This window comes from Sinobacterium caligoides (assembly GCF_003752585.1).
GTDB lineage: Bacteria > Pseudomonadota > Gammaproteobacteria > Pseudomonadales > Sinobacteriaceae > Sinobacterium > Sinobacterium caligoides.
In genome coordinates, this window is record NZ_RKHR01000004.1 from 1,121,112 (window position 1) to 1,145,657 (window position 24,546).

Below are 24,546 nucleotides of genomic sequence, written 5' to 3' on the forward strand. Positions count from 1 at the left end.
CAATAAATAGCCAAGAATAAAGTGCCGGCAACATGCTGGCACTTTAGAACGCGCTATATCGCTTTCGGTATCGAGGAATATAATTCCACGATCTTAACTAATGATCACCAGTCAGCGGGGTAGTTATACTCAGGGTATTCTATACCGAGGGTCTTCGCTGCACGGTTGGCAAACATACCCTTCGGGTCAAATCGCCCCACTTGCTCACTGAAACGCTGAAAGCGGCTATCATAATCGTAAGAGCCGACTTCCTGTTGCAGCTCAAACAGCCAAGGATCCATCGAGTGCATGTTCTTACCCCAGTGTCCTCGTGCACCATATTTCACCACCAGATTCTCCATAATTTCCTCATAAGGACCCATATAGTTATCAAACTCTTCTGGCGTCAGATTCACCGGCACAAAGATAGGTGTCTCGATATGGGCAGTAATGGTGCCATCTTTAAAGGGGCCACCTGTTCCTGTATAGGCCATCAGCGTCTTATCCTCACTTTTCGAGAAGCGGATAAACATGCCAATCAACGACACAGGAATCTCTCTGCCGCTAATGTTGTCACCGTTGGTCGCATCTTTAAGATATTCCATCGCCGCTTGCAAGTTTTCAGCAGGCACAGATACCTCCCAATCCATTTGAAAAACCTCACGCGGCACAGTATCGATTAGCTTAGCTGAGATCATTCGGTGTACTGGGCCAATGGCATCACTCGTATAGCGCGTCTTGCCACCGATAGTTTTCACCAGTGGCGGCGTCAGATGCCAACCGTTCATCCGCATCTTTGACATCATCTGATGAGCACCACTCTCCGGCTGACAGGCGCCAAGCTGGTATATCTGCATGGTCTGCTGGGCAGACAGCTGCGACAAGTCAATATAGGGGAATAACAGGCGATTTTCCGCTCCATCTTCAGCCTCTTTCGTAGTAAGCTTACCGCAGGTTTTCATGTATTTATTGAGTGTAGGAAACCAATTATAAGTACCGTAATCACAGTCTTTTATATCGTCAAAGATGCTGCCTGCTTTATTCTCAGAAAACAGCTCTCGCTGATTATGAAAAGTGACTTTGACCTGAAGATTCTTTGCGTCCTCTACTGCCACACGCACACCGGTAATGACGCCAAAGAATCCTAAGTGTGTCGTCATCGCCTTCCATAGGTCCGGATCAGTAACGCCTGTGGTACCCGCCGAGAATGTCTCTAACTCGCCCTCAGGATTAACAATATCCATCGCCACAACCCGGTGCGAAACAATACCGTTATGACGTGGTGAGCTACCATGAGCCGAGGTACCAATAGCGCCTGCAATAGACGGGTGGCGCCACCCCAAATGAGTGAAGCCGATGCCACGACCACGCTCATAGAGCCATTCGCCCACCTCATGAAGATTGGTGCCCGCAGGAATATTCACTACCTCCTGCTCCTCATATGTCTCCAATGCCATCTCAAGGCCTGCAGCGTGATGATCGAACTTATCCATACTGATAACTACGCCATCGGTACAAACGATATCACTCGCTGAGCCCGTCGTACCCTTATAGCCGGCACCACCGTTAACCTTTACATGCTGCCCGTTGGCCGCAGCATTTTTTATAATATCCTGAACATCCGCGACACTCTCTGGGTGGTAGACATTCTTAACTTCGTCGCAGAGAGTCTGATAATTAAATGACGACAATCCATAGCTCGAGCAATCAGAAGGACAGCTTTGTTCTGTCTCAATACCATTACACTCAAGGTCGCCACAGGTCGCCATAACCTCTAAGCCAGAGCACGACTGTTCATTGTTATCTTTAATCAACTTTTTAATTGAGTTAAGCGTGAGGAAAGTGCCGATTAAATCATCCGTTACCTTTTCCATATTTTTTTCTTTGCCGCAGAATTCTTTGCCATTATTCTCGGTGCAGACTAAGACCCAAATGGCGCCGGCCTCCATTTTCAAAGCAGATTTAAAGTCATAGGAAATCACCTCGCCATCTCCGCGCACAGGGATATGAGCAAGTTTAGGTGCAAGTGCTATTCCTAACTTATTTCTTTCCGAGTCGCCCCAGTAAACATTGTAATGCGTCACATTACTCTCATCTTCCGCCGGCCAGATTTCAATGCCCTCAAGAATACGTATCGGCATCAACTTCGCGGGATTGGTGTCTGCAGTAAACGTGATATGAACGCGCTCTGCAGAAACCGTTGGTTTAGGTGGCCCACCACCGCCGGCAAAAGTAGCGGCACACAGTGTCGCTGTAATAAAAGCGATCGCCGCTTTTAAAACTCCTTTATTTATCCCCATCATAATTCCCTCTAATATTTTTATTATGTTTTTTATAAAACTGATTATTATTTACAAATACTGAAAGAGCATAAAACTGACAAAAGACTACCCCAGCGAAAAACTGAAATATTGAAAATACTCGACCAAAAAATTGTCGCTTTTATATCTACAAGCAATATTTTTTCATTAGAAAAACAAAAAAACAAAAAACAAAAAAATATCAGCACTCAACATATCGTCACGCATTATGCCAGGCAGCTTATAAAACAACGCTCTTAAGGTAAGCGAACGCAAACACCGCCAACATTATTGGCGATGATCTCAATCTAGCAACTGACTGGAGGAAAAAATGTTAAGTGACGCGAAAGATTAAAAGAATATCGGCAACTTTCTAGTACTGACGTGCAACACCACCCGATCAGGTGTCACTAGTACGAAAAGAAAAACACTCAACAATAACCCGCCAAAATAGGCATGACGATTGCCGGTCAACAGTTAACTCGCTAAGGCTTGGCTCAAACGCAGAAAGTTAGCGCCGTCTTCTCGACGAATAAGGCCAAACCGAACGAAGGCCCAGCGCTTATTATAAACCCCCCAGCGAATAGCAATGCCCCGACGAGCCAGCTTCTCATACAGCGATAGGGCGGCATCATGCTCGAGCCGACACGACAAGAACAACCCGCCATCATCAATCCGCGAAACTAGGTGTTGCCGCAACAAGGCTGCCAACATTTCCTTGGACTCATTAATAGCTTGGCTATTTGCATGCTGCCAGGGCGTATCGGATAGTGCTTCGATCATCAGATACTCCGCCGGGCCACTCACCTGCCACGGCGATAGCTCCTGCTCAACACGACGAAGTAGCGCAGTTTCCGCCAAGACAAAGCCAACACGAATCCCCGCCAAACCAAAGAATTTACCGACGGAACGCAACACCATCAAACCCGCCCTATCGGCGAACGGTGCAACACTCTGCACCGGTGTTAAATCTATAAAAGCTTCGTCGACAATAAGTAGGCCTCCCCGCTCAGCCATTACCCCCGCCCACTGTAAAATTTTCTCAACTGAAATCAGTGCCGTCGTAGGGTTGTTCGGATTGATAATGACAGCTACCTCGACCCCTTCGTCGACAATCAATGCTTCGAGGGTCTCGGGACTATAACCGTCATACCAGCATGGTGTATGCCCCGCCAATTGCCAACGATAGGCATGTTCTTGGTAGCCACTGTCAGGTAAGGCAACCCTTATTGGAGCAATGAGCCGTGGCATTATCTGAATAACCTGCTGCGAGCCACTGCATGCCAGTAAACTCTGGCAACCATAATAACGTCGAGCAGCCTGTAGAAGTGCCTCCTGGCTATCGGGTAGATGCTGAAAGAATACCGCGGGGATATCGCCAATAGGGTAATGGTAAGGGTTAACACCGGTAGACAGGTCTAACCATTGTCCGTGATCGATCTGATAGCGCTCGGCCATCTGGCGAAGATTACCGCCATGCTTTAACTTCTTCATTATCTATCTAAAACCTACTCGCAACAGCAAACACCCAGCCAAAAACCTTAGAGCAGAGCGAAAGGAGCTAATAATAACAGCCAAACAGCAATCGAGCGCAACAGTAAATCGACACTGGCATCAATATCTTGTGCTATCGCCGGTCGCCCCTCGCCCAGCGAAGTGCGCGTCAGGGTGCTACCAAAGTAGGTCGCCTCGCCTCCTACCACAACCCCTATAGCACCAGCACCCGATGCCATCACGGGCCCACCGTTAGGGCTTTTATAATGCTTCGCCTGACGCCACCAACAACGCAGCGCCACCCTCGTCTGCCCGCAAAGGGCATAAGCCAGGGCGCAAAGCCTTGCCGGCAGCAAGTTTGCCACGTCATCTAAGCGTGCTGCGCACCAACCAAAATGACAGTAGCGGTCGTTCTTATAGCCCCACATCGCATCGAGCGTATTAATGACTCGGTAACCCAGCACCCCTGGGATACCCAGCAACAAAAACCAACACAGCGGTGCAATCACTGCATCACTACCATTCTCCAGTACCGATTCAACCGTCCCCGCCGCCACCTCTCGTTCATCGCACTCCGAGGTATCACGGCTGACAATCATCGATAACGCCACTCTCGATGCCTCAAGGTCGCCGACAAGCAACGGCTTAGAGATGGCCTGTGCGTGCTCAACCAGTGAACGACAGCCAACGGCAAAATACACGGCCACAGCGGCGACTAACAGCGAGCACAGTCCATTGCTCGGCAGCAGGTATTGTAGTGCTACAGCCAATGTAATGACGGGCAATAACACGAGCAACACCGCCAGTACCCCACAAGCACGCTGCCAATACTTCGAGGGAGCGACGTAACTGTCTTCGCCACCACGCTGCACCGGTTGCGACCGGCACAGTAAGTGCTCAATCGCACGCACCACGATGCCCAACCCGACGAGAGGATGGTAGCGACGCACCTCACCGAACAGGTAATCCAGTAACAGACCCATTACTACTGCCCATAGTGCCATCGAAAATTCAAACATCACCTGCCCTCAGCGTTCTTATCCGCAAAGATGCTAGCAGATACACGTAACGGATTCGCCCTATATCAACCAGATGACTGACTCTCGCGTGTCGAAAGGTGCTTCGACAGGCCATGACCATACTTTTTGTCCGTGTTTTTATTGACGCAATAAATAAGCTGTGGCAAATTAACTAACAACTAATAGTCTTTAGTTTGAATAATAAACCACGCCATCAAGGAGTCAGATCAGATGAATACATGCCCTTTCTCGAACGCCCTAGACCCCGAAACTTTTGCCGAAGGTATGCCTTACCAAGAGCTAAAAGAGATCCGTGCCGCAGGGCCAATCCTCCGCATGGAAGATCCGATCACCGATATACCCTACTGGCTTGTCACTCAGCGAAAAGAGCTCGACTTTGTCTCGAAAAATCCGAAGCTGTTCTCCTCCGCTGAGAACCTTGCCTTCCCCATGGAGATGGATGACGACATTAAGTTCATGCTGCAGCAGCAGATCATCAACATGGACCCACCCAACCATCAGAAGTATCGCAAGATTATTCGTCGCGCCTTCACCCCCGCCGCCGTTGACTCCTATGAGCCTGCCTTCCGCGCCCACGCCGAGCGCATCCTCGATGCCGTTACCAACAACGGCGAATGTGAGTTCGTCGAAGATGTCGCCGCAGAGCTTCCCCTGATCGCCATACTCGACCTATTAGGCGTACCTGCAGACGACAGGGAGGACTTCTTTCACTGGACCAATACGATGATTTTCGCCGACGATCCTGATATGTCCACCTCGCGCGAAGAGGGTCAAATCGCCGCCTTCGAGGTCATTACCTACGCCAATAACCTCGCCGAACAGCACAAGATCAACCCGAAGAATGATCTTGTCGGCGCACTACTAGACGGTGCCGTGGCAGGCGAAGCACTCAGCCAAGAAGAGTTTTGCTGGTTCTTCGTGCTATTGCTCGTCGGTGGCAATGAATCGACTCGTACCGTCACCGCCCAGGGGATGCGCCTACTGATGGAAAACCCTCTACAATTACAGTACCTCGTCGACAACCCCGACAAAATTGCCGGGGCAACCGAGGAGATACTGCGCTATAGCACCGCCTTCATCACCATGCGTCGCACCGCCATGGAAGACATCGAGCTCGGCGGCCAGCTTATCAAGCAAGGCGACAAGGTGATCTTGCACTATCACAGCGTCAACCATGACGAGAATATATTTGGTAGCGATGCCTGCGAGTTCGACGTCACCCGGCCGGAACGTATGCCCGATCTCTACAACCAGCACCGATCTTTCGGCATCGGTCAACATTTCTGCATCGGTTCACACCTTGCCCGCCTAGAGCTGAGGGTGATGTTCGAAGCCATCATCCCGCGCTTGCGCAACCCAAGGCTCAAGTCAAAGCCGAAGTTTGTTCGCTCCTACTTCGTCAACGCGATGAAGGAGATGCAGATCAGTTTCGATACAAACGGATCTGCAAAGCTACGGGCAGACACCTAATCATCGCTGTAAGCAGCCGGCTTTGCTCGCCCTAATCATCTAGCAACGCTGTAATCTGCTGTAGCGTTAGCTGAGGGTCCTGATAGTTAACCTCGATGTGGTGCAATTGATCGCCAACGAGCAAGACAAGAGAGGGGAAGCCCGGCACCTTCCAGCGTCGCGCCATCGCAATATCATCGAGCAGCCTTATTTCGGTGTCTGCTTCGTCGAGATCTGCGAGAAAAACTGCGACATCGAGCTCCTGCTCTTTCGCCATAGCGACCAACACATCACGATCAGAGGGGTTCCTTGCCTGCAGATAGTAACCACGCTGAATAGCCTCGATCATCGCCTCTGCATAGCCCTGCTTATCGGCGGCAATAACCGCCCTACAAGCTTCGTAAGTCGAGCGACGAGGCGTATTTTTACTCCAAAAGTCGAAATTGAACTCGGTCCCCAGTTGCTGTTGAATTTTACGCCAATAGCCCTGAATATCTTCTTGCAGGTCAACCGGCATAGGCTCATCACTATCCGGCGCCAAGCCGCCCACAACATATTCAACAAGCAGTTCACTCGGTAACAGCTGTTTCAGTTGCTGCCAGGCCGGCCGATAGGCCCAGCACCATGAGCACATCGGGTCGTGTACATAAAATAGCGTCGCCGCCATAGGAGGTTCCTCAATCAACAACATAGAATATGTGGGCAAGTATCGCGTAAAAAAACGAAATAAAACATCAGAAATAATCGTCTTTTCTACGGACATGTCCTTACGGCGCTATTTTTCTCCACTCCTATATTTATCTCAGGAACAGAAAAGATACTTTTTACCGCAAACTAGGGAGTCAATTCATGAGAGCCGCCAACGAACGACTAAAGACAAAGCTGATCGACAAGCTATTAACTTCCACCAACTCTCGTCTGCATAAAAGTATCGCGACACTTCGTCAATCACTCTGCGATCTGCATCTATCCTATGATGACTTACTGCTGATGAGGAGCAACCGACAGCTCGCTGAATCGATGCTGATCATCGTCAGATTGCGCGAGCTACTCGGCGATGAGTTTGATCAACGAGAACCACTGCGTCAGCTCAATGAGGCACTACTCGCCGTTGACGAACTGTTACTCAAATACGCCATCATCGGCGACGCAGATGCTCTGGCGACAGCGTCATTGAAACTTAGTCGCCACCTAGAACTGGGCGATACCCCGCTCGTGGCTGGCTCAGCAGCAGTTTGCACTCAGCTGGAGTGTGAGCTTTGTGAGTCGCAGCAATACTGTTCGGTTAACGCTTAAAAGAACCTGATTTAGCTGCCGAAAATGAGCGATACCCTCACGTAGCAAGCCCCATCGGTGAGAACAAAAAGGGCATCAGCCCTTTTTGTTAGCGCCGTCGTCGGTCATTACTTTCTCAGCGCCGCAAGCATTTGTTGATGAAGCTGATGATAATACGGTAGACACTCTTTCATCGCTTCCTCCGTATTGTATAGTGGCTCATAGCCAAGTTGGTCACGCGCCTTCTCGATACTAAAGTAGTTATCGATACAAATACGTTCGACCGCCAACGGCGGTTGTGGCGGCTCTGGCAGTTTGAACCATTCATGACCCTTCTGCCAGACCGTCAAGATAGCCACAAGAAACTTAAAGGGAATCGTCCGCTTCGGGAACGGGTGGCCCAGCGCCTCGATCACCGGTCGAGAGAAGTCCATCATATTGACCGGCTCGTTATCATTGATAAAGTAGGCCTCGCCAGGTGAGCTGCCACCGTCTTTCAACTGCAGCGCCGCCAACAACTTGCCGTGAATCAAGTTGTGCACATAAGAGTTATCCAGTTTGGCAGAGCCATCCCCCGGCCGCACCTTCAACACCCCTTTAATCAGCTGCTCAATTAACAGTTTAAACATCGTCTGATCGCCCGGCCCCCAGATACCACTCGGTCGAATGGCGCAGGTATACAAACCGTTCTTGCCGTTATTCGCCAACACGAAGCGCTCTGCCTTAGTCTTCGTCTCTGTGTAGAGGTCTCGGTAGTCCTCCACATAGGCCATCGTCTCGTCGCCGTGACTAATCGGCTGACCATTGATCACCACACTGTTCGAACTGGTATAGATAAGGCGCTGCACACCTTGTTGTAGACAACCTGCGACGATATTCTTCGTCCCCCCGAGATTAATATCGTAGGAGAGCTTTCGTACTGACTCAGGCACAGCCTTGGAGGAACGTATTTCGATGATTGCGGCGGTATGAAACACCGTATCGATATCTTTACAGGCTTCGGCGACCAGGGCCTCATCACAGATATTACCCTGAATCTTCTCGAGGTTTTCATGCTCCAGTGGGCAGAGGGCTAAATCGAAGACTCTAACCTTACAGCCGCTATCCAATAATGTTCTCGCGAGGTTCTGCCCGACAAAACCAGCTCCCCCCGTCACCAATACTCGGCCTAACGCTGCGGCATCAGCCACTGTCTTCTGCTTATTCATCTGGCTCACCTTTCACAATAATCATTATTATTTCTGGAGGAAAATCCGCTATCCCTGCCCAGCAATCGCCCCCATTATCACTCCATTGTTACCACATCCGGCTATCGAGACAATCTCTTCAACAGCCTTTTATCATTAACACACCACATCAGGTGACTAGGCAAAAACGGTTCCTATTACACCCTCGTAAAAGAGCTTACCCCCCGCCACCATGAGAAAGAAATAACACAGCCGGTAGACCCATTGCTCATCCACCTTGTGTAACAGGTAGTAGCCAAGCCTAACACCAAGCGGGGCCAGCGGCAGCAGAACCAATGACGTCCATAAATTAGTACTACTGAACTCCCCGAGCCAAGTATAGGGTATCAATTTAACGAAATTCACCACGGCAAAGAATATTGCCATGGTCCCCATCAAACGCCTCTTCTCAAGCTGTAACGGTAACAGGTAAATACTCACAGGCGGCGCTCCCGCATGAATACCGAAGCTCGTGAAACCAGCGACCATGCCCCAAAAACCACCTCGTAGAGCACTGGGTGAACGCTGCTCCGTCGCCGCCCTCGCAAGATAGTAGTTCGCACAGAAACCCAGAGAGATAACTCCAATTAATAGCCGTATCGCCGCCTCCGACAGGTAGTGAAAGCCAAAGCTACCGATCACCACACCCACGATCGCCCCTGGCAATAAGATACGCAGGTTAGTCCGGCTAAATTGCCCACGAAAACTCCACAGCGCCACAATATCCATTGCCACTAGCAAAGGCAGAAGAATCGCCGCGGCGGTCACGGGATCGGTCGCCATTGCCAATAACGGCACCGCGATGACTGAGATACCGCCACCAAAGCCCCCTTTTGCCATGCCGAAGATCAACACTGCCGGAATCGCGTATAGATAAAAAACAGGATCACTAATCATTTATTCCACCGAAGGCTTAATCTGCGACGCAGCCTACCTAATTTGATCGACAACAAATAGTTAACTAAATCACAGTTCGGCCATCTGTAAGATTAATCGACAAGAAAATCAGTTATGCTAAAATAAAACTCGAATAGATTACCTAGAGTCGATAATAGTTAGAATAGTTAGTAAGCGAGTCGAGCAATAATGATAACAACATATAAGCCGAAACGACTTTTACACAGTATTACAGCCTGCCTATTGATGACGCTATCATGGCAATGCTTGGCGGGTGAATCTATAGATAACAAACGGCCAGCTGCACAAGCACTGGATAAAAGATTTAACCATCTTCTGCGTAGCCAACATGTTGACCCTCGTATAGAAGGGCAAGAGCCGATCGCAATTCCCGTGGTCGCACTGATCAAAAGCCTGCAAGATCTCTCATACAGCGGTGAATCACTCTATGTCCCTGAGGCAGAGAATATTAATATCCTGGCAAATGACGAAAGTGTAGAGTTCGGCATTCACTGGGAGTTTTGAACGCACTAACAATGCGCTCAAAAAACACCGCTCCAACGAGCAATCACTATACTCGCGACACTCAGCCCCGTCATCACGATCAGCAAGACAGCCAATAACCGCCACGGGCGGAACGGTTTCCGCTGTGTTCGATTGAAGCCAGAACTCAGATAAACCTCGACGCGACGCTTGTCCCCTGCCGATAATTTATTATCTTCCATTATATTACCCCGCAATCAAACTCTATAGCACTCTTCTTCCTGCCTTCTACCCTATGAACTCGCTAGAGAAAACTCAAGCAATATAACGCGGCGTGATTATTGTGGGCATAAAAAAACGACTGATCACATCGTGATCAGTCGCTGCTATTCACTCTCTGTTGCACGAGGGGCTGAGCAACAGAAGAGCTCTCGGCCATCGTCCCCTAGAACTATAGGCTGAACTCGTCTTCATCCATTTGCATCAGCCACTTAGAGCCTGACAACATGGTTGTCGCCAATGACTCTGTGCGCGGCAAGATACGGTTATAGTAGAACTGAGCCGTCTTGATCTTTGCCTCGTAGTAACGCTGATCGCCCTCTCCCGCTGCCAGCTTGTCCTGCGACACCTTGACCATACGCGCCCAGAAGTAGGCCAACACGGCATAACCAGAGTACATCAGATAATCAACCGAGGCTGAACCGACCTCATCGGCATTCTGTGCGCCTGCCTCACCAATTTTCAGCGTCAGCTCGCCCCACTCTTTGTTGATTGCCTTCAACGGTGCAACAAATTCGGCCATCTGCTCGCCATCGTTCTCCTTACAGAACTGATGCACCACTTTGGTGAAATTCATCAACGACTTACCGCCGGTACCCAATACCTTACGACCGATCAGATCGAGAGCCTGAATGCCGGTAGTGCCTTCATAGAGAGTAGAGATACGGGCATCTCGAGCGATTTGCTCCATGCCGTGCTCACGAATAAAGCCGTGACCACCAAACATCTGAATGCCGATATTGGCATTTTCCAAGCCCGTCTCCGTGGTAAAGGCCTTGGCGATTGGCGTCAAGAAGGCCAGCATACCTTCAGCCTCTTCCTTCACCTCATCGCTGCCGTGCTCAGTCTTATCAACCAATACTGCACAGTAGTAGATTAAGGCGCGCGAGGCCTCGACCAAAGACTTCTGGGTCAGCAACATACGTCGCACATCAGGGTGCACGATAATCGCGTCCGCAGGCCCCTCTGGGTTCTTAGGGCCCGTCAGCGAACGCATCTGCAAACGCTCTTTAGCATAGGCGAGCGAGCCCTGAAAGGCTGCTTCACCATGCGAAAGCCCCTGCGTCGCAGTACCGAGACGAGCCGCATTCATAAAGGTAAACATCTGATGCAGACCAACATTCTCCGGCCCTTCACCGACCAAGAAGCCCTTGGCGCTGTCAAAGTTCATCACGCAGGTAGAGTTACCATGGATGCCCATTTTATGCTCAATAGAGCCACAGCTCACACCGTTACGGTCGAGAAGATTACCCTCTGCATCAACATTAAACTTAGGAACAATAAACAGCGAGATGCCCTTCGTGCCCTTCGGCGCGCCCTCTACCCTCGCAATAACCATATGGACGATGTTCTCGGCCATATCGTGCTCACCACTAGAGATAAAGATCTTGGTACCACTGATTGCATAGCTGCCATCGTCACTTTTGACTGCTTTCGTCCGTAGCAAACCAAGATCCGAGCCACAGTGAGGCTCTGTCAGACACATGGTACCAGTCCAGCTGCCCTCGAGTAGCTTAGGTAGATAAGCAGCCTTCTGTGCATCACTACCGTGATGATCAACGGTAGCAACTGCGCCGTGGCTTAAGCCAGGATACATGGACCAAGCCCAGTTGGCTGAACCGTTCATCTCGTTGATAAAGACAGCAACCGAGCTCGGCAAGCCTTGACCGCCAAACTCTGGGTCACCAGATAGCGAGGGCCAACCGCTTTCAACATACTGCTGATACGCTTCTTTATAACCGGGAGGCGTAGTTACACCCTCAGCCGACCACTGACAACCAATCTCGTCGCCATCGCGATTACAGGGTGCCGCAACACCTTCGGCAAACTGCGCGCCGCCTTCCAAGATAGCACTCAGCAAATCCGGCGTTAATTCCTGCACTCCCTGCAATGACTCATAGTGCTCGTTCACATTGAGCAACTCATTAAGAACAAAGTCAATTTCGCGTAACGGAGCTTTATATTCTGGCATTATTAATCCTCGGTTCAACGGGGCTCAGACTTCGCGCTAAGCCCTTATATAGTCGACTGTTCGCCGGGCAGTAATGCCGCTCAACAATCAATCAGTGTTTATACCGATTACATTAGGTAAAAAGCAATAGGGCTGCAATTACCTCTGAGGTAAGCTCGGCGTACATACAGTATGATCGCGTAGCAAAACAGTCCGTTGATTCCATCTTAGCCCCAAGAAGGCGCTTTCTGCCAGCTAAAACCAAGCCTATCAGCCGTACGCCACAGACCGCATGAAGTAGCTAAATTATAGTCGCTCTACAACAGAAGACAGCTTCAACGCTATGCTGCAGTTACGAGGGAAAGCGAGCTAACGATAAATCATGATACCTTTAGATCCTTAGCGTGGAAATAACCGTACAGTAAAACCAATAGACCATCTTGTAACGGTCTGCCATTGCTGAGGATTCGCTTCGAAAAGACCAGCACCTCTAGGACATGAGCAGCGACTAAGGCTAGCCCTGTATAATGTAGTCCCAGCGCGATATCTTCCGGCAATAACGCAGGTACCAACCAGTTAACAGCAATGGCAATCCAAACCAACAGCGTGAACACTTTAGCGAACATAAAAACTCTCCAACTCGTTTATTATTTTTTTCGATATCGACATCCTCCGAAATGACGCCTTGGGAAAGCAGTATAAGCAAGGCAGGCAGATTTTTTAAGCAAAAAAAACCCCGGCATTGCTGCTGGGGCTCAAATAACCAAACCAAAACAAGACATGAATGTCTCGATCTTCAAAGCCGGTAAGTCTTATCAGATGGCGCTATTATCTCGCCAAGAAATACCCTTGTCGCCCCCTAAAACAGGGGGGGGGAAGACCTACCAGTACAGCCTAGCGCGTCAATTCACCCGCAAGGCTAACGGTGATCTGATGTTTGACCGTCTCAATATCATCGTATTTGGAGAGCAAGTAATACAGCTTAGTCAGCGCCGCCTCTGTGGTCATATCGAAGCCACTGACCACGCCAACATCGCGCAGCGCTACACCGGCCGCATAAAGATCAAGGTTGATATTGCCGATCTGCGGCTGTGTGACTGCAACAAGGACTACCCCCCGGTCTGCCGCCGCCTTAATCTCCGCCATGATTTCCGCATTGCCATCGGGGCCATTACCCGCGCCGTAACACTCTAGCACCATGCCCTGCATCGGTGCCGCTAGCACGGCTCTAACGAAGGCCGGTGTCATACCGGGGTACAGCTTAAACACACCGACCTGTACCGGCCGGGCAATAATATCAGGTAATTCATCGCTGTGATTTTCAACGCGCGACACAAGACTCCACTCTAGGCCTAGGTCACAACCAATCCCCGCCTCACCGACAGGCGACAAGTTTGGCGAGGCAAAGCCCTCGTAGGTCTTAGCACTGACCTTCGTGACACGGTTACCACGCATCAACTTACCGGCAAAACAAAGAAAGACGCCGCTCAGATAGAAACAATACTGCTGCAAGTACAACAGCGTTGCCAATAAGTTTTCGACGCCATCATTGCGGAACTCCTGCATCGGGATCTGCGAGCCGGTGAAGATGACCGGCTTATCCAGCTGCTCCAACAAAAAGGAAGCTGCCGAGCTACTGTAGGCCATCGTATCCGTGCCGTGAATCACCAAGAAACCATCGTAGTCCGCGTAGTTATCATGCACCGTCTGGGCGATTTTCACCCAGTCAGAGGGAGCCATATTGGAACTGTCGAGCAATGGTTTCAGCTCGATGACGGTATATTTTGGCAGATGCTCACCGTTGAGCTCACGTTGATTGGCCATCAGTGATTGCAGGTAGCCAGACTCAGGCATATAGCCCTTCGGCGTCTTCTTCATACCGATGGTGCCACCGGTATAGATCATCAAAATATTGGCTCGCTTAGGCATAATTCACTCTGTCTTCAAATAACAACCGGCCGATATTACCATGGCTTTGTGCCTGCGGTTATCCCTATCTAGCGTCAGACGACAAAGTATGGGCCTCGTTTGATGTTGCGCCGGTTAATTTAGCCTAGCTAACATCAGCGGAAGGCTGATCTGTGGGCAACGTAAGATACTCTGCGACTCGCGGCGCAGAACAATCCGCTAGATGAGGCACGACACCGAGACAGGGCGCCTGCAGCAGTGCATTCAAGGTCATTAAGTTCTCATCCAAACACTCAGTATCGGCATCGATCACATTGCCAACCCAGCCTGCCAACTCGACGCCATCGGCTCTGATCGACTCCGCCGCCAGTAGCGCATGATTGATGCAACCGAGCTTCACCCCCACCACCAGTATGGCAGGTACCTCTAGCTCCTTCGCCAACGCCGACAACATTTCTCGACGATTCAATGGCACCCGCCAGCCGCCTGCTCCCTCAACCAACACCAAATCCGCCGGCGTCATCATCGCCCCACGTACATAGCCTGCCAGCTGGCTGACACTGACATGACGGTTCTGCTTCATCAGCACGATATGCGGGGCAATAGCAGGCTCAAGCGCAACGGGGTTAACAACCTCGTAAGCGAGCACCTCTGTCGACGCTGCCATCAACGCTAGCGCGTCATCATTACGCAAACCCTGTTCCGTCAGTTCACAGCCCGCCGCAATAGGCTTGAGCCCAACACTACGCAAGCCTTGTTGTGCCGCTCGAGCCAACAAACCCGCTGCGACCACCGTCTTGCCGGCATCGGTATCGGTGCCGGTAATAAAATATTTGCTCATGTTACTATCCGCTTACGCCTCGAGGACGCCATAGAGAACTTGATAAGTCGCCGGCAGTAACCCCGCCGCATTACGATGTAGCTCGTAGCCTGCACGCAGCGCCTTGACCCTCGCTCGCCCAGTCAGCCCGCCCGGGCGACCACCGTTAACGTTGTGCGCGCCGATCGCCTTCAACTCCCCCGTCAGCTGTTTGAGCTGAGAGTATTGCAGAACGATCGCGGGCTGCTGCCACTGTACGACAGATAAATCACTGGCAGTGGCGCAGTCACGCCAATGGCGCTCACTGGCGAAGCTATTGACGTGCACATAGTCATCGACCGTCGCCCAGGCCTGCTGCAACTCCGTCAGCGTTCCGTCCACTAACGTAGAGAAATAACAGCGCCCCCCCGGCTTTAGCACACGCTTGAGTTCGGCAAACAGGCTGGGCTGATGCTCACACCACTGCACCGCGAGGCTGCTATAGATAACATCGATACTGTGATCCGCCAATGGCAAGGCCTCCGCATCGGCCGCTAGCCAGCTCATCGGCAGCACTTGCCCAGACTGTTGCCGAGCAAACGTCAGCATGCCTTCCGCAATATCCAAACCGACAAACTTTGCCTGTGGATATCTCCGCGCTAGACGAGCACTGCTGTAGCCAGTACCACAGCCAAGATCGACAACAACCGCCTGCTCGCCCAATGAGTCGACATCGACAAGATTAAATAACTGGTCGGCAATATCCCGCTGCAACTGCGCCGCGCCATCGTAACTCTCGGCGGCACGGCTAAAGGAATCTGCCACCTGTTGCTTACTGCGACTGCAAGGTAGCGACTGAACAAAGTCATTAATCAACGCCTGCAATTCATCTAAACGCCGAAGAAACGGCCGATGACCAGAGCCAATGCGCTTGCACTGCACGTTTGCCCCCAATTGATCCGCCACCGCCACCGGCACCAGCGCATCATGCTCGGCAAAAACGGCCAAGGTAGGCATCAATAACGACGATAGAGCCGCCCCTTGATCGAAGCGCCCGAGCATCGCTAGGCTAGCGCCCAGCGTCTGCTCACTCGCGGGTAATATATGTGCATTCTGGCGGAGCAACTTTAATAACGAGCGCTCATCGTCCTCTCCTTTGAGCTGCAGGGCGAGAAAGCGTCTCAACGTCAATGGGGCATTGGTAGCCAGGGCCGCCTCGAAGTCCGTGAAGACCTCGCTCTCCATCCCCCCTTTACCGTCTCGCGCAACAAAACTCGGATTGGTCGCCACCGTTGCCACCGCCAAGACACGGTGTGGTGCATATTGTGCTAACGAGAGAGCTATATTGCCGCCAAACGACCAACCAATATAAACCGCCTGTTCGGGCAGCACCGCCAATAGCTGCTGACAGAGGGACTGCTCGCTGCGATAATCTGCAGTCCAGTGAACATTACTGCCGTAGCCCGGTAAGTCCAATAGCGAAACACAGTAATGCTCGGCAAGGCACTCCGCGAGAGGCAGGAGATCAGCCTTCAGACAGCCCCACCCCGGCAGTAACACGACCTTAGGCCGGTGTTGCGCCCCTAATATATCGATGACGGGCGTTAAATTCAGCGCATTAGTCATAGGACAACCCTCCCCGTCTATCCAACAGAGAAACATCGGCCAACACCGACAACAAGCGATCGACCTGCTCGGTACTGTGTGAGGCACTGAGCGTAATACGCAACCGCGCACTGCCCGCTGCTACCGTCGGCGGCCGAATCGCCCCCACCCAGATGCCACGCTCCATCAATGCACCGCTATACGCCATAGCGCGTCCAGCATCGCCGATTAACAGCGGCTGAATCGGTGTCGATGAAGCCATCAAGGGCAAACCGAGCTGCTCGGCACCGTGACGAAAACGCTCAATCATAGAATTTAGATGCTGACGCCGCCAAGCCTCACTGGCCAATAACGCAATACTCGCGCGCGATGCGGCGGCCACCATCGGCGGCATCGCCGTGGTATAGATATAGCTGCGCGCAAACTGCACAAGAGTTTCAATTAACGCCTCACTGCCGGCAATAAAGGCGCCGCTGCTGCCCAGTCCCTTACCCAGACCGCCCATCAGAATAGGTAGTTGTGCAGTATTGAGTTCAAAATGTTCCGCACAGCCACCGCCTCGCTCACCCAACACACCCAAGCCATGTGCATCATCGACCATCAAACAGGCGTCGTGACGTGCACAGAGCTCGGTCAGCTCGGTCAGCGGCGCGATATCACCGTCCATGCTGAAGACGCCATCGACGGCCACCAGCTTACGACCTTCGTCGTCACTGCGTGCAAGACGTCGCTCCAGTGCGGCAACATCGTTGTGAAGAAAGCGCTGAAAACGCGCGCCACTGAGCAAACCGCCATCAATCAGCGAGGCATGATTCAACTTATCTTCGAAAACGAAGTCACCCTTGGTGAGCAGGGCGCTGATGGCACCGAGGTTGGCCATATAACCGGTGGAGAATAGTAATGCCCGTGGCCTTCCGGTCAGCGCCGCGAGTTCCTCTTCCAGCGCATGATGCTCACTGGAGTGGCCGCAGACAAGATGGGAGGCACCGCTGCCGACCCCGAAACGCTTAGCCGCAAGTGTCGCCGCCTCCGCAAGTTTGGGGTGACTTGCATGCCCCAAGTAATCATTGCTGCAGAAGTTAATACAGCGACGGCCATCAACATCTACCTCTGCCCCCGGGGCCGAGGTCACCGTAAGACGTCGACGATAGAGCTGCTGCTCCGCCCGCTGCTGTAAGCCCGCCGCTAATGCTCGCTCGAAACTCGCTACCACGAAGCCCCCTAGCTCGCGCTTGCGTCGTAGAACACCTTATCCATGGCTACATCGTTAATCTTCTGCGTCAAACTAGCCGCCACATCTTCTTCGGTATGGTGAGTCGCCTGCTTATCACTATTGATACCCAGGCGATCAAACAGCTGGTGATCATGGTTTTCTGAGGGGTTCTTGCAGGTCAGCAGCTTCTCTCCGTAGAAAATTGAGTTGGCACCGGCCATAAACGTCATCGCCTGCATCTCGTCACTCATGTCTTCGCGGCCCGCCGATAAACGTACCGCCGACTTCGGCATCATGATACGCGCCACGGCGATGGTACGGATAAAATCGAAGGGGTCGAGCTTATCCACCTCGCCAAGATCCGCCAACGGTGTGCCTTCAACCTGCACCAACATATTAATCGGCACGCTATCGGGGTGTTGTGGCAGATTGGCGAGAGACTTCAGCAGGCCACAGCGATCCTTGGCTTCCTCCCCCATACCAACAATGCCACCTGAGCAGACTTTAATTCCCGCACCACGCACATTCGACAGGGTACTTAAACGATCACCATAGGTGCGTGTGGTGATGATGTCCTCATAATATTCTTCAGAAGTATCGAGGTTGTGATTGTAATAATCTAATCCCGCCTCATTAAGCTCTTCAGCCTGTTCGCTGGTCAGCATCCCCAGCGTCATACAAGTCTCTAACTCAAGCTCCTTAACTCCCCGTACCATTGCCGTCACATAGGGCATATCTTTCTTTTTCGGCGAACGCCACGCCGCCCCCATACAGAAACGTGTCGCACCGCTTTCCTTCGCCTTTCGCGCCTCGTTGATGACCAGCTCAACCTCCATCAACTTTTCTTTCTCGAGACCAGTATCGTAACGATTACTCTGTGGACAGTATTTGCAATCTTCAGGACAAGCCCCTGTCTTAATCGACAGCAGCTGGCTAATTTGTACCTGGTTGGGATCAAAGTTTTGTCGATGCACCTGTTGCGCCTGAAACATCAAGTCATTAAAGGGCAGATCAAAAAGCGCCTGAATCTCAGCCAGCGTCCAATCGTGGCGAATGTCTGTCATCGGTGGTACCCCAAGTAGATTGATCAAACTGATATATACATACATTTATAGGGGCCATATTAACGGTCACAGCCGAGTAGTCAACCTGGAGACCTTAATATGGTTGACTGATGAACAAACTATCACCTAGACCGGCTATCACCATCGTTGCCAACAGGGTAAATCGCTGCCAAACTTCCTCCATCAACGCAGCCAAGGATGGCCGTAGAATGGGTAAAAATTGGTGCGACAAGCTCAGCTTCAGTATCTTCCCTGCACGCTGCCTACTCTGCGAGGCAAGCTCGGCACTGTCGGTTGAGTTATGTTATAACTGCCTATCGCTGCTGCGTCGTCAGAGCCCGTACTGCCGCCACTGCGGCCTCAATCTACCCGATACTCACAACGACTGTGGCCGCTGCCTACAGCAACCGCCAGCCTTCGATCGCTGCATCAGTGGCTGTGACTTCCATCGGCTGAGCGCCGCCCTGATCCATCGTTTCAAAGATCACAAGCAACTGCCTCCGCTACGCATCCTCAGCACACTGCTGGCCGATGAAATCTTACAAAGCTATTGCGACGAGACACTACCACAGCTCATCATTCCCGTTCCGCTACACTGGCAGCGGCTGTGGACTAGAGGCTTCAACCAATCGCAATGGATCGCCCACGCGCTATCGCAACAATTAAACATCCCCATTAGCAACCATGGTGTAAAGCGCCTGTATGCCACCCCCCAGCAGCGCAAGCTCAACAAACGCCAACGCCTCGGCAACCTAAAAGACGCCTTCCAAGTCACTGCCGATTACTCTCGCTATCAGCACATTGCCATCGTCGACGACGTCATTACCACAGGCAGCACCGCACAGGGCATGGCCTTACAGCTTAAACAACACGGGGTACCGGTCGTCGACTGCTGGTCACTTGCTCGTACGCCGGAGCCCGGCAGCAGAGACGGCTAATTATCCCCCTTCAGCACCGACATGGTGAGGCGCGATTCACATACCGGCTTGCCCTGCTCGTTGCTAATAGCAATATTCCACACATGCGTCGTACGACCAATATGCACCGGTGTCGCCTTCGCCGTTACGACGCCACTGTGCACCGCGCGAATATGGTTGGCGTTCACATCGAGGCCCACACTGTAATAACCTGGACGATTAGCCATCGCCGAGGCGATACTACCAACACTCTCCGCCAGTACCACTGAGGCACCGCCGTGTAAAATTCCCATAGGCTGGTGATGACGAGCATCGACCGGCATGGTGGCAACAAGGTAGTCCTCACCGATCTCCGTGATCTCAATATCTAACAACCGGCACAGGGTCTTTTCTGTGAGCTGATGTATCTCACTTAACGTAAAAGGGCTTTTCCATAACGGCATAATGATGCACCTAAGGCTGACTGAGTAGCGGGTAATTAGTTGCTATTAATGAGACAATTATCGCCGCATTGCAATACCCCTCATCAGTAGCGGTTACCGATGCCATCAATAATCATCCGAGTAACAGATTATGCGCCCATTTTTAGCTGCGATCATCATCAGCCTTAGCCTCTCGAGCACCCTGGCCAGCGCCGAGCAAATCACCGTCGCTGTTGCTGCCAACTTTAAACCTGCCTTAGCCTCTCTTCTGCCCGCCTTCGAGCAAGAGACCGGACATCAGGTCAAGCTTTCCTCGGCCTCTACCGGCATACTCTATGCACAAATCACCAAGGGCGCGCCTTTTGCGATTTTCTTTGCCGCCGATAGTAAGCGGCCGCTGCGGTTAGAGCAGCAACAACTGATCCGCCCCGGTAGCCGAGCCACCTATGCCTTCGGTCAGATTGCCGTCATCAGCCAACAACCACAGATGAGCCAAGCACAATTAATCGAACAGATGAGGAGCGCTACGCTCGCCATCGCCAACGCCCAGACTGCCCCCTACGGTGTCGCCGCCGAGCAGCTGCTGCATTGCTGGGGCCTAGACGCACGTTTATCTGATGCTGTACGCGCCAACAACATCGCCCAAGTCCTACATTACGCCGCCAGCAAGACCGTCGACGTCGCAGTGATTAGCCAATCACAATGGCCACAGCTACAGGCCAGCGGCAAAGATAATGGCTGGTACCACTACGACGTGCCACACTCTTGTTACCAGCCGATTGAGCAGCAAATGGCCGTACTCGACAGTCAATCAGCCGCCGCTCAAGCCCTCCATGATTACTTGCTGCGCCCGAGCACACAGCAGCAGCTGCGTCACTGGGGCTATCGCGCAGCCAGTAACTAAACCACTCCTACGACCATAGACAGGACATCGCCTTGCTCGCGCTTGCAGACTTTCAGGCCATAGTACTCACCCTTCAACTGGCCATCACCACGACGCTAATCTTGCTGCTTGTCTGCATACCCACGAGCTGGTGGCTGGCCAACAGCAAGAGCCGTTTCAAACCTTTATTTGAAGCCCTTGTGGCGCTACCTCTGGTACTGCCACCGACAGTCATCGGCTTTTATCTGTTGCTGCTGCTAGCACCCGATGGAATCGTCGGCCGTGTCTGGGGCCAGCTCTTCGGCGATACCCTACCGTTTAGCTTTACCGGCCTGTTGATCGGCTCCATGATCTATTCATTGCCCTTTGTCATGCAGCCACTACAAAACGGCTTCGAGCGTCTCCCCAAAGGCCTACTTGACTACGCAAGCACACTCGCTTCCCCCGTCGACCGCTTCACCTCTGTCATTCTACCGCTGTCCAAGACCAGCCTAATTACCGCCGCCTGCATGGGCTTTGCCCATACCATCGGCGAGTTCGGTGTCGTACTGATGATCGGCGGCAATATCCCCGGTGAAACCCAGCTACTCTCTATCGCCCTATTCGACAGAGTCGAGAACCTACAGTACCAACAGGCGCATATCCTCGCAGCGGGACTACTGATTTTTTCTATCAGCATGCTCGCCCTACTTTATAGTCTCAATCGTCGAGGAAATAAGCTGTGGTCATAGCCAATCAACAGCCGCTACTGAGCGCCAAAATCGATTACCCATTAGCATCCTTTCGCCTGCAGGCCGAATTTGATATCGGCCAACGCGGCATCACCGCGCTGTTTGGCCGCTCCGGCTCAGGCAAGAGCAGTCTACTTCGCGTGCTCGCGGGGCTCACCAAGGACAGCCGCAGCGATATCCGTTTCAACGGCCGAGTCTGGCAGGATAAACACGCTTTTCTTGCTAGTCATAAGCGCCACATCGGCTTTGTCTGTCAGCAGCCGCAGCTGCTACCGCACCTAAACGTCAGAGCCAACATAAGCTTCGCCTATCAGCGCCGCTTTAATCAGCACGGCCCTAGCCTCGACGAGCTCAGCCAGTGGCTCGGACTGAGCCAGCTGCTCGATAAATGGCCTCAACAACTCTCCGGTGGTCAGCAACAACGCGTCGCCATCGCTCGCTCGCTGGCTTGCCACCCTGATCTACTGTTAATGGACGAGCCTCTCTCTGCGCTCGACGTCGACAGCCGCGAGGAAATTCTTCACCACCTTGAGCAACTACACCGCAAGCTACCGACACCGATCATCTACGTCAGCCACAACGTCGAAGAGATTCATCGTCTCGCCGATGAGGTGATCGTACTCGATAACGGCCAAATTCGTCAGCGTGGCAGCCTGCTCGAGTTAGCCAACCAACTACATTCACCACTGCACGGCGACCAGCACAGCACTTTGCTCGAGGCATCTGTCAGTCATTACGATCCCCGCTGGCAGCTAACGACGGTCACCTTGGCGGATAAACAAAAGTTACAGCTGGCAGGTCAACCGGGGATGATTGGCAGCCCCTTGCGCATTCGCATCCCCGCTCGTGATGTCAGTCTCACTCTTAGTAAGGCAGATGACACCAGCATCCTCAACTGCCTGCGTGCCACCATCCATCACATCGAGAACGATGCCGGCGCCGGCGCTCTGATACAGATGCATATTGGTCAAGGTAAGCAACCGTTACTAGCCAAGCTCACTCAAAAATCCGTACACCAATTACAATTAACCGTAGGCTGTCAGGTTATCGCCCAGATCAAGGGCGTAGCTATGCTTAGCGACCAACCGAGTAAGACCACCACATGAATAACGACTACGACGACGAGCACGATGCCAACGACGTCAACGGCAACCTAGCCGCCAGTGAAGATGAGTCCATCGAGACGCCCGACACCTTGATCAACAATGATCACCACCCGTTCTACTCGCTGACCCCAGACACCGTCATCGACGCTGTCGAAAGTACCGGTGTGTTCAGCGACTTTCGCATCATCGCCTTGAATAGTTATGAAAATCGCGTCTACCAAGTCGGCATTGAAGATGCTGAGCCGATCATTGCCAAGTTCTATCGTCCCAATCGCTGGAGCGATCCACAAATACTCGAAGAGCATCAATTCACCCAAGAGCTGTTCGATGCAGAACTCCCCGTCGTACCCGCCAACATCGAGCTAAAACAACAAACCACGCTACTCACTCACGGCGATTTCCGTTTCAGCCTCTTCCCTCGCCGCGGTGGTTACGCTCCTGAGCTCGACAACCTCGACCATTTATATCAGCTCGGCCAAAACATCGGACGTATACACGCCATCGCCAGCACTCGAGATTTTCAGCATCGCATCAAGATAGACTTCCCCTTCTATGCCGAAGACAGCGTCACCTTGATCAAAAATCATTTCATTCCCCGCGACCTTAAACCCGCTTACGAGGGAGTAACAGAATTACTACTGGCCGAGCTGAAGCAACAGTGGCGACTCAACGAGGAACTCCGCCAGATCCGTCTACACGGCGACTGCCACCCCGGCAATATTCTCTGGCGCGATGACAGCCCACACTTCGTCGACTTCGACGACTGCTTGATGGGGCCCGCGATCCAAGACCTATGGATGATGCTCAACGGTGATCGCAACAACCAGACCGTACAGCTCTCCGAGATTGTCGACGGTTATAACGAGTTCCATCACTTTGACCCGCGCGAGATTAGGTTGATCGAAGTATTGCGCACCTTCCGTATGCTCTACTACTGCGCCTGGCTGGCCAGGCGCTGGCGTGATCCAGCCTTTCCCATGCACTTCCCCTGGTTCAACACCGAGCGCTACTGGTCACAACACATACTCGAACTGAAGGAACAGCTATCGACACTACAAGAGGAACCACTGCAACTATTCTAACTGACGAGAAGCATGCTGAGCAGTGCGATGGTCCTGCTCCTCTCAAGCAGAAAAGCGACAGAGGTGACACCCAGCTGTTACCTCCCCCCCCTTCCGAACACACCAAAAGTAACAGAACCACAACACCAACTAAATTTTTGCTGATTTACTCAAATAAAGTTTGCACGCTATCATAATCCGTATATAGTCGACAGCAAGTCACCTAAGTACTTACCCTTACAAAGGTCCTAGAGACCACTAATAATAAGCCGAATAAAAACAATAATACGGCAACACTGGGGTAAGTTACTTAACGCGACGCTGAGAGGCACGCGCTTGGCACACAAAATTATCCGCAGAGATAATGGTCCAAACGCGTAAAGCAGCCAAGACAATAACAATAAAAACTGGCCGGCCTCTCTATTGTTTTTTCTTTCCGCACTTCTACCATAGATGCAGCAAGC

23 protein-coding genes are annotated in these 24,546 nt (G+C 52.0%); 8 read left to right on the forward strand and 15 right to left on the reverse strand.

Annotation, left to right across the window (positions count from 1 at the left end):
• Positions 1-104: 104 nt before the first annotated feature.
• The 3 genes from EDC56_RS11610 to cbiB all read right to left on the reverse strand — a co-directional run bounded on the left by EDC56_RS11610 (position 105) and on the right by cbiB (position 4,792).
• On the reverse strand, positions 105-2,282 hold the full coding sequence (locus EDC56_RS11610; protein WP_123712669.1) for an FAD-binding protein: 2,178 nt from the start codon (positions 2,280-2,282) through the stop codon (positions 105-107).
• Positions 2,283-2,756: 474 nt separating this feature from the next.
• Positions 2,757-3,773, reverse strand: a complete 1,017-nt coding sequence (gene cobD, locus EDC56_RS11615; protein WP_123712670.1) for a threonine-phosphate decarboxylase CobD — start codon at positions 3,771-3,773, stop codon at positions 2,757-2,759.
• Between the two features lie 47 nt (positions 3,774-3,820).
• Positions 3,821-4,792, reverse strand: a complete 972-nt coding sequence (cbiB, locus tag EDC56_RS11620) for an adenosylcobinamide-phosphate synthase CbiB (RefSeq protein WP_211333661.1) — start codon at positions 4,790-4,792, stop codon at positions 3,821-3,823.
• Between the two features lie 231 nt (positions 4,793-5,023).
• Between cbiB and EDC56_RS11625 the strand changes: the two genes are divergently transcribed.
• Positions 5,024-6,283: a cytochrome P450 gene (locus tag EDC56_RS11625; protein ID WP_123712671.1), complete on the forward strand. Its 1,260-nt coding sequence runs from the start codon at positions 5,024-5,026 to the stop codon at positions 6,281-6,283.
• A 31-nt stretch (positions 6,284-6,314) separates the two neighbouring features.
• Here the strand turns inward: EDC56_RS11625 and EDC56_RS11630 are convergent, their stop codons facing one another.
• Positions 6,315-6,929: a DsbA family protein gene (locus tag EDC56_RS11630; RefSeq protein WP_123712902.1), complete on the reverse strand. Its 615-nt coding sequence runs from the start codon at positions 6,927-6,929 to the stop codon at positions 6,315-6,317.
• Between the two features lie 182 nt (positions 6,930-7,111).
• Here EDC56_RS11630 and EDC56_RS11635 point away from each other — a divergent pair, with 182 nt between their 5' ends.
• Complete coding sequence (locus EDC56_RS11635) at positions 7,112-7,558, forward strand: hypothetical protein (RefSeq protein WP_123712672.1); 447 nt, start codon at positions 7,112-7,114, stop codon at positions 7,556-7,558.
• Positions 7,559-7,665: 107 nt separating this feature from the next.
• Here the strand turns inward: EDC56_RS11635 and EDC56_RS11640 are convergent, their stop codons facing one another.
• Together EDC56_RS11640 and EDC56_RS11645 are read right to left on the reverse strand one after the other, a co-directional pair.
• The gene (locus tag EDC56_RS11640; protein ID WP_123712673.1) at positions 7,666-8,745 is read right to left on the reverse strand and encodes an NAD-dependent epimerase/dehydratase family protein; all 1,080 of its coding nucleotides are present in this window, start codon (positions 8,743-8,745) and stop codon (positions 7,666-7,668) included.
• Positions 8,746-8,901: 156 nt separating this feature from the next.
• Positions 8,902-9,660 (reverse strand): sulfite exporter TauE/SafE family protein, encoded by a 759-nt coding sequence (locus tag EDC56_RS11645; protein WP_123712674.1) that lies wholly within the window; start codon positions 9,658-9,660, stop codon positions 8,902-8,904.
• A gap of 189 nt (positions 9,661-9,849) precedes the next feature.
• Between EDC56_RS11645 and EDC56_RS11650 the strand changes: the two genes are divergently transcribed.
• Positions 9,850-10,185 carry a hypothetical protein gene (locus EDC56_RS11650; protein ID WP_123712675.1) on the forward strand — a complete coding sequence of 112 codons (336 nt, stop codon included), beginning with the start codon at positions 9,850-9,852 and terminating at the stop codon, positions 10,183-10,185.
• A 17-nt stretch (positions 10,186-10,202) separates the two neighbouring features.
• Here the strand turns inward: EDC56_RS11650 and EDC56_RS11655 are convergent, their stop codons facing one another.
• The 8 genes from EDC56_RS11655 to bioB all read right to left on the reverse strand — a co-directional run bounded on the left by EDC56_RS11655 (position 10,203) and on the right by bioB (position 18,962).
• Complete coding sequence (locus EDC56_RS11655; protein WP_123712676.1) at positions 10,203-10,385, reverse strand: DUF3094 family protein; 183 nt, start codon at positions 10,383-10,385, stop codon at positions 10,203-10,205.
• Positions 10,386-10,594: 209 nt separating this feature from the next.
• A complete protein-coding gene (locus EDC56_RS11660) occupies positions 10,595-12,394 on the reverse strand; it encodes an acyl-CoA dehydrogenase C-terminal domain-containing protein (protein WP_123712677.1) in 1,800 nt (599 codons plus the stop codon).
• A 359-nt stretch (positions 12,395-12,753) separates the two neighbouring features.
• Complete coding sequence (locus EDC56_RS11665) at positions 12,754-12,999, reverse strand: DUF1145 domain-containing protein (protein ID WP_123712678.1); 246 nt, start codon at positions 12,997-12,999, stop codon at positions 12,754-12,756.
• A 268-nt stretch (positions 13,000-13,267) separates the two neighbouring features.
• Complete coding sequence (locus EDC56_RS11670) at positions 13,268-14,302, reverse strand: type I asparaginase (protein WP_123712679.1); 1,035 nt, start codon at positions 14,300-14,302, stop codon at positions 13,268-13,270.
• Positions 14,303-14,426: 124 nt separating this feature from the next.
• Entirely contained in the window at positions 14,427-15,122 is a 696-nt protein-coding gene (gene bioD, locus EDC56_RS11675; RefSeq protein WP_123712680.1) for a dethiobiotin synthase, read from the reverse strand.
• A 12-nt stretch (positions 15,123-15,134) separates the two neighbouring features.
• Positions 15,135-16,706: a malonyl-ACP O-methyltransferase BioC gene (gene bioC, locus EDC56_RS11680; RefSeq protein WP_162844169.1), complete on the reverse strand. Its 1,572-nt coding sequence runs from the start codon at positions 16,704-16,706 to the stop codon at positions 15,135-15,137.
• The gene (bioF, locus tag EDC56_RS11685; RefSeq protein ID WP_123712682.1) at positions 16,699-17,898 is read right to left on the reverse strand and encodes an 8-amino-7-oxononanoate synthase; all 1,200 of its coding nucleotides are present in this window, start codon (positions 17,896-17,898) and stop codon (positions 16,699-16,701) included. The genes bioC and bioF overlap by 8 nt, the downstream gene beginning before the upstream one ends.
• Before the next feature lie 8 nt (positions 17,899-17,906).
• The gene (gene bioB / locus EDC56_RS11690) at positions 17,907-18,962 is read right to left on the reverse strand and encodes a biotin synthase BioB (protein ID WP_123712903.1); all 1,056 of its coding nucleotides are present in this window, start codon (positions 18,960-18,962) and stop codon (positions 17,907-17,909) included.
• A 110-nt stretch (positions 18,963-19,072) separates the two neighbouring features.
• Between bioB and EDC56_RS11695 the strand changes: the two genes are divergently transcribed.
• Positions 19,073-19,900, forward strand: a complete 828-nt coding sequence (locus EDC56_RS11695) for a ComF family protein (RefSeq protein WP_148059395.1) — start codon at positions 19,073-19,075, stop codon at positions 19,898-19,900.
• On the opposite strand, the gene EDC56_RS11700 is transcribed toward EDC56_RS11695, so the two are convergent.
• A complete protein-coding gene (locus EDC56_RS11700; protein ID WP_123712684.1) occupies positions 19,897-20,322 on the reverse strand; it encodes a hotdog fold thioesterase in 426 nt (141 codons plus the stop codon). The genes EDC56_RS11695 and EDC56_RS11700 overlap by 4 nt on opposite strands.
• 130 nt (positions 20,323-20,452) lie before the next feature.
• On the opposite strand from EDC56_RS11700, the gene modA reads away from it, so the two are divergent.
• Genes modA through EDC56_RS11720 form a run of 4 tightly spaced genes read left to right on the forward strand, consistent with a single transcriptional unit; the run spans position 20,453 to position 24,103 of the window.
• Positions 20,453-21,205 (forward strand): molybdate ABC transporter substrate-binding protein, encoded by a 753-nt coding sequence (gene modA, locus EDC56_RS11705; protein WP_123712685.1) that lies wholly within the window; start codon positions 20,453-20,455, stop codon positions 21,203-21,205.
• A gap of 26 nt (positions 21,206-21,231) precedes the next feature.
• Positions 21,232-21,915, forward strand: a complete 684-nt coding sequence (modB, locus tag EDC56_RS11710; protein WP_425452465.1) for a molybdate ABC transporter permease subunit — start codon at positions 21,232-21,234, stop codon at positions 21,913-21,915.
• Positions 21,906-23,021, forward strand: a complete 1,116-nt coding sequence (modC, locus tag EDC56_RS11715) for a molybdenum ABC transporter ATP-binding protein (RefSeq protein ID WP_123712687.1) — start codon at positions 21,906-21,908, stop codon at positions 23,019-23,021. The genes modB and modC overlap by 10 nt, the downstream gene beginning before the upstream one ends.
• Positions 23,018-24,103, forward strand: coding sequence for a serine/threonine protein kinase (locus tag EDC56_RS11720; RefSeq protein ID WP_123712688.1), 1,086 nt, complete (start codon positions 23,018-23,020; stop codon positions 24,101-24,103). The genes modC and EDC56_RS11720 overlap by 4 nt, the downstream gene beginning before the upstream one ends.
• The last annotated feature ends 443 nt before the right edge of the window (positions 24,104-24,546 follow it).

Coding starts and splice junctions, on each gene's coding strand:
- EDC56_RS11610 (WP_123712669.1), bottom strand. CDS start 2,282: ATGATGGGGATAAATAAAGGAGTTTTAAAAGCGGCGATCGCTTTTATT.
- cobD (WP_123712670.1), bottom strand. CDS start 3,773: ATGAAGAAGTTAAAGCATGGCGGTAATCTTCGCCAGATGGCCGAGCGC.
- cbiB (WP_211333661.1), bottom strand. CDS start 4,792: ATGTTTGAATTTTCGATGGCACTATGGGCAGTAGTAATGGGTCTGTTA.
- EDC56_RS11625 (WP_123712671.1), top strand. CDS start 5,024: ATGAATACATGCCCTTTCTCGAACGCCCTAGACCCCGAAACTTTTGCC.
- EDC56_RS11630 (WP_123712902.1), bottom strand. CDS start 6,929: ATGGCGGCGACGCTATTTTATGTACACGACCCGATGTGCTCATGGTGC.
- EDC56_RS11635 (WP_123712672.1), top strand. CDS start 7,112: ATGAGAGCCGCCAACGAACGACTAAAGACAAAGCTGATCGACAAGCTA.
- EDC56_RS11640 (WP_123712673.1), bottom strand. CDS start 8,745: ATGAATAAGCAGAAGACAGTGGCTGATGCCGCAGCGTTAGGCCGAGTA.
- EDC56_RS11645 (WP_123712674.1), bottom strand. CDS start 9,660: ATGATTAGTGATCCTGTTTTTTATCTATACGCGATTCCGGCAGTGTTG.
- EDC56_RS11650 (WP_123712675.1), top strand. CDS start 9,850: ATGATAACAACATATAAGCCGAAACGACTTTTACACAGTATTACAGCC.
- EDC56_RS11655 (WP_123712676.1), bottom strand. CDS start 10,385: ATGGAAGATAATAAATTATCGGCAGGGGACAAGCGTCGCGTCGAGGTT.
- EDC56_RS11660 (WP_123712677.1), bottom strand. CDS start 12,394: ATGCCAGAATATAAAGCTCCGTTACGCGAAATTGACTTTGTTCTTAAT.
- EDC56_RS11665 (WP_123712678.1), bottom strand. CDS start 12,999: ATGTTCGCTAAAGTGTTCACGCTGTTGGTTTGGATTGCCATTGCTGTT.
- EDC56_RS11670 (WP_123712679.1), bottom strand. CDS start 14,302: ATGCCTAAGCGAGCCAATATTTTGATGATCTATACCGGTGGCACCATC.
- bioD (WP_123712680.1), bottom strand. CDS start 15,122: ATGAGCAAATATTTTATTACCGGCACCGATACCGATGCCGGCAAGACG.
- bioC (WP_162844169.1), bottom strand. CDS start 16,706: ATGACTAATGCGCTGAATTTAACGCCCGTCATCGATATATTAGGGGCG.
- bioB (WP_123712903.1), bottom strand. CDS start 18,962: ATGACAGACATTCGCCACGATTGGACGCTGGCTGAGATTCAGGCGCTT.
- EDC56_RS11695 (WP_148059395.1), top strand. CDS start 19,073: ATGAACAAACTATCACCTAGACCGGCTATCACCATCGTTGCCAACAGG.
- EDC56_RS11700 (WP_123712684.1), bottom strand. CDS start 20,322: ATGCCGTTATGGAAAAGCCCTTTTACGTTAAGTGAGATACATCAGCTC.
- modA (WP_123712685.1), top strand. CDS start 20,453: ATGCGCCCATTTTTAGCTGCGATCATCATCAGCCTTAGCCTCTCGAGC.
- EDC56_RS11720 (WP_123712688.1), top strand. CDS start 23,018: ATGAATAACGACTACGACGACGAGCACGATGCCAACGACGTCAACGGC.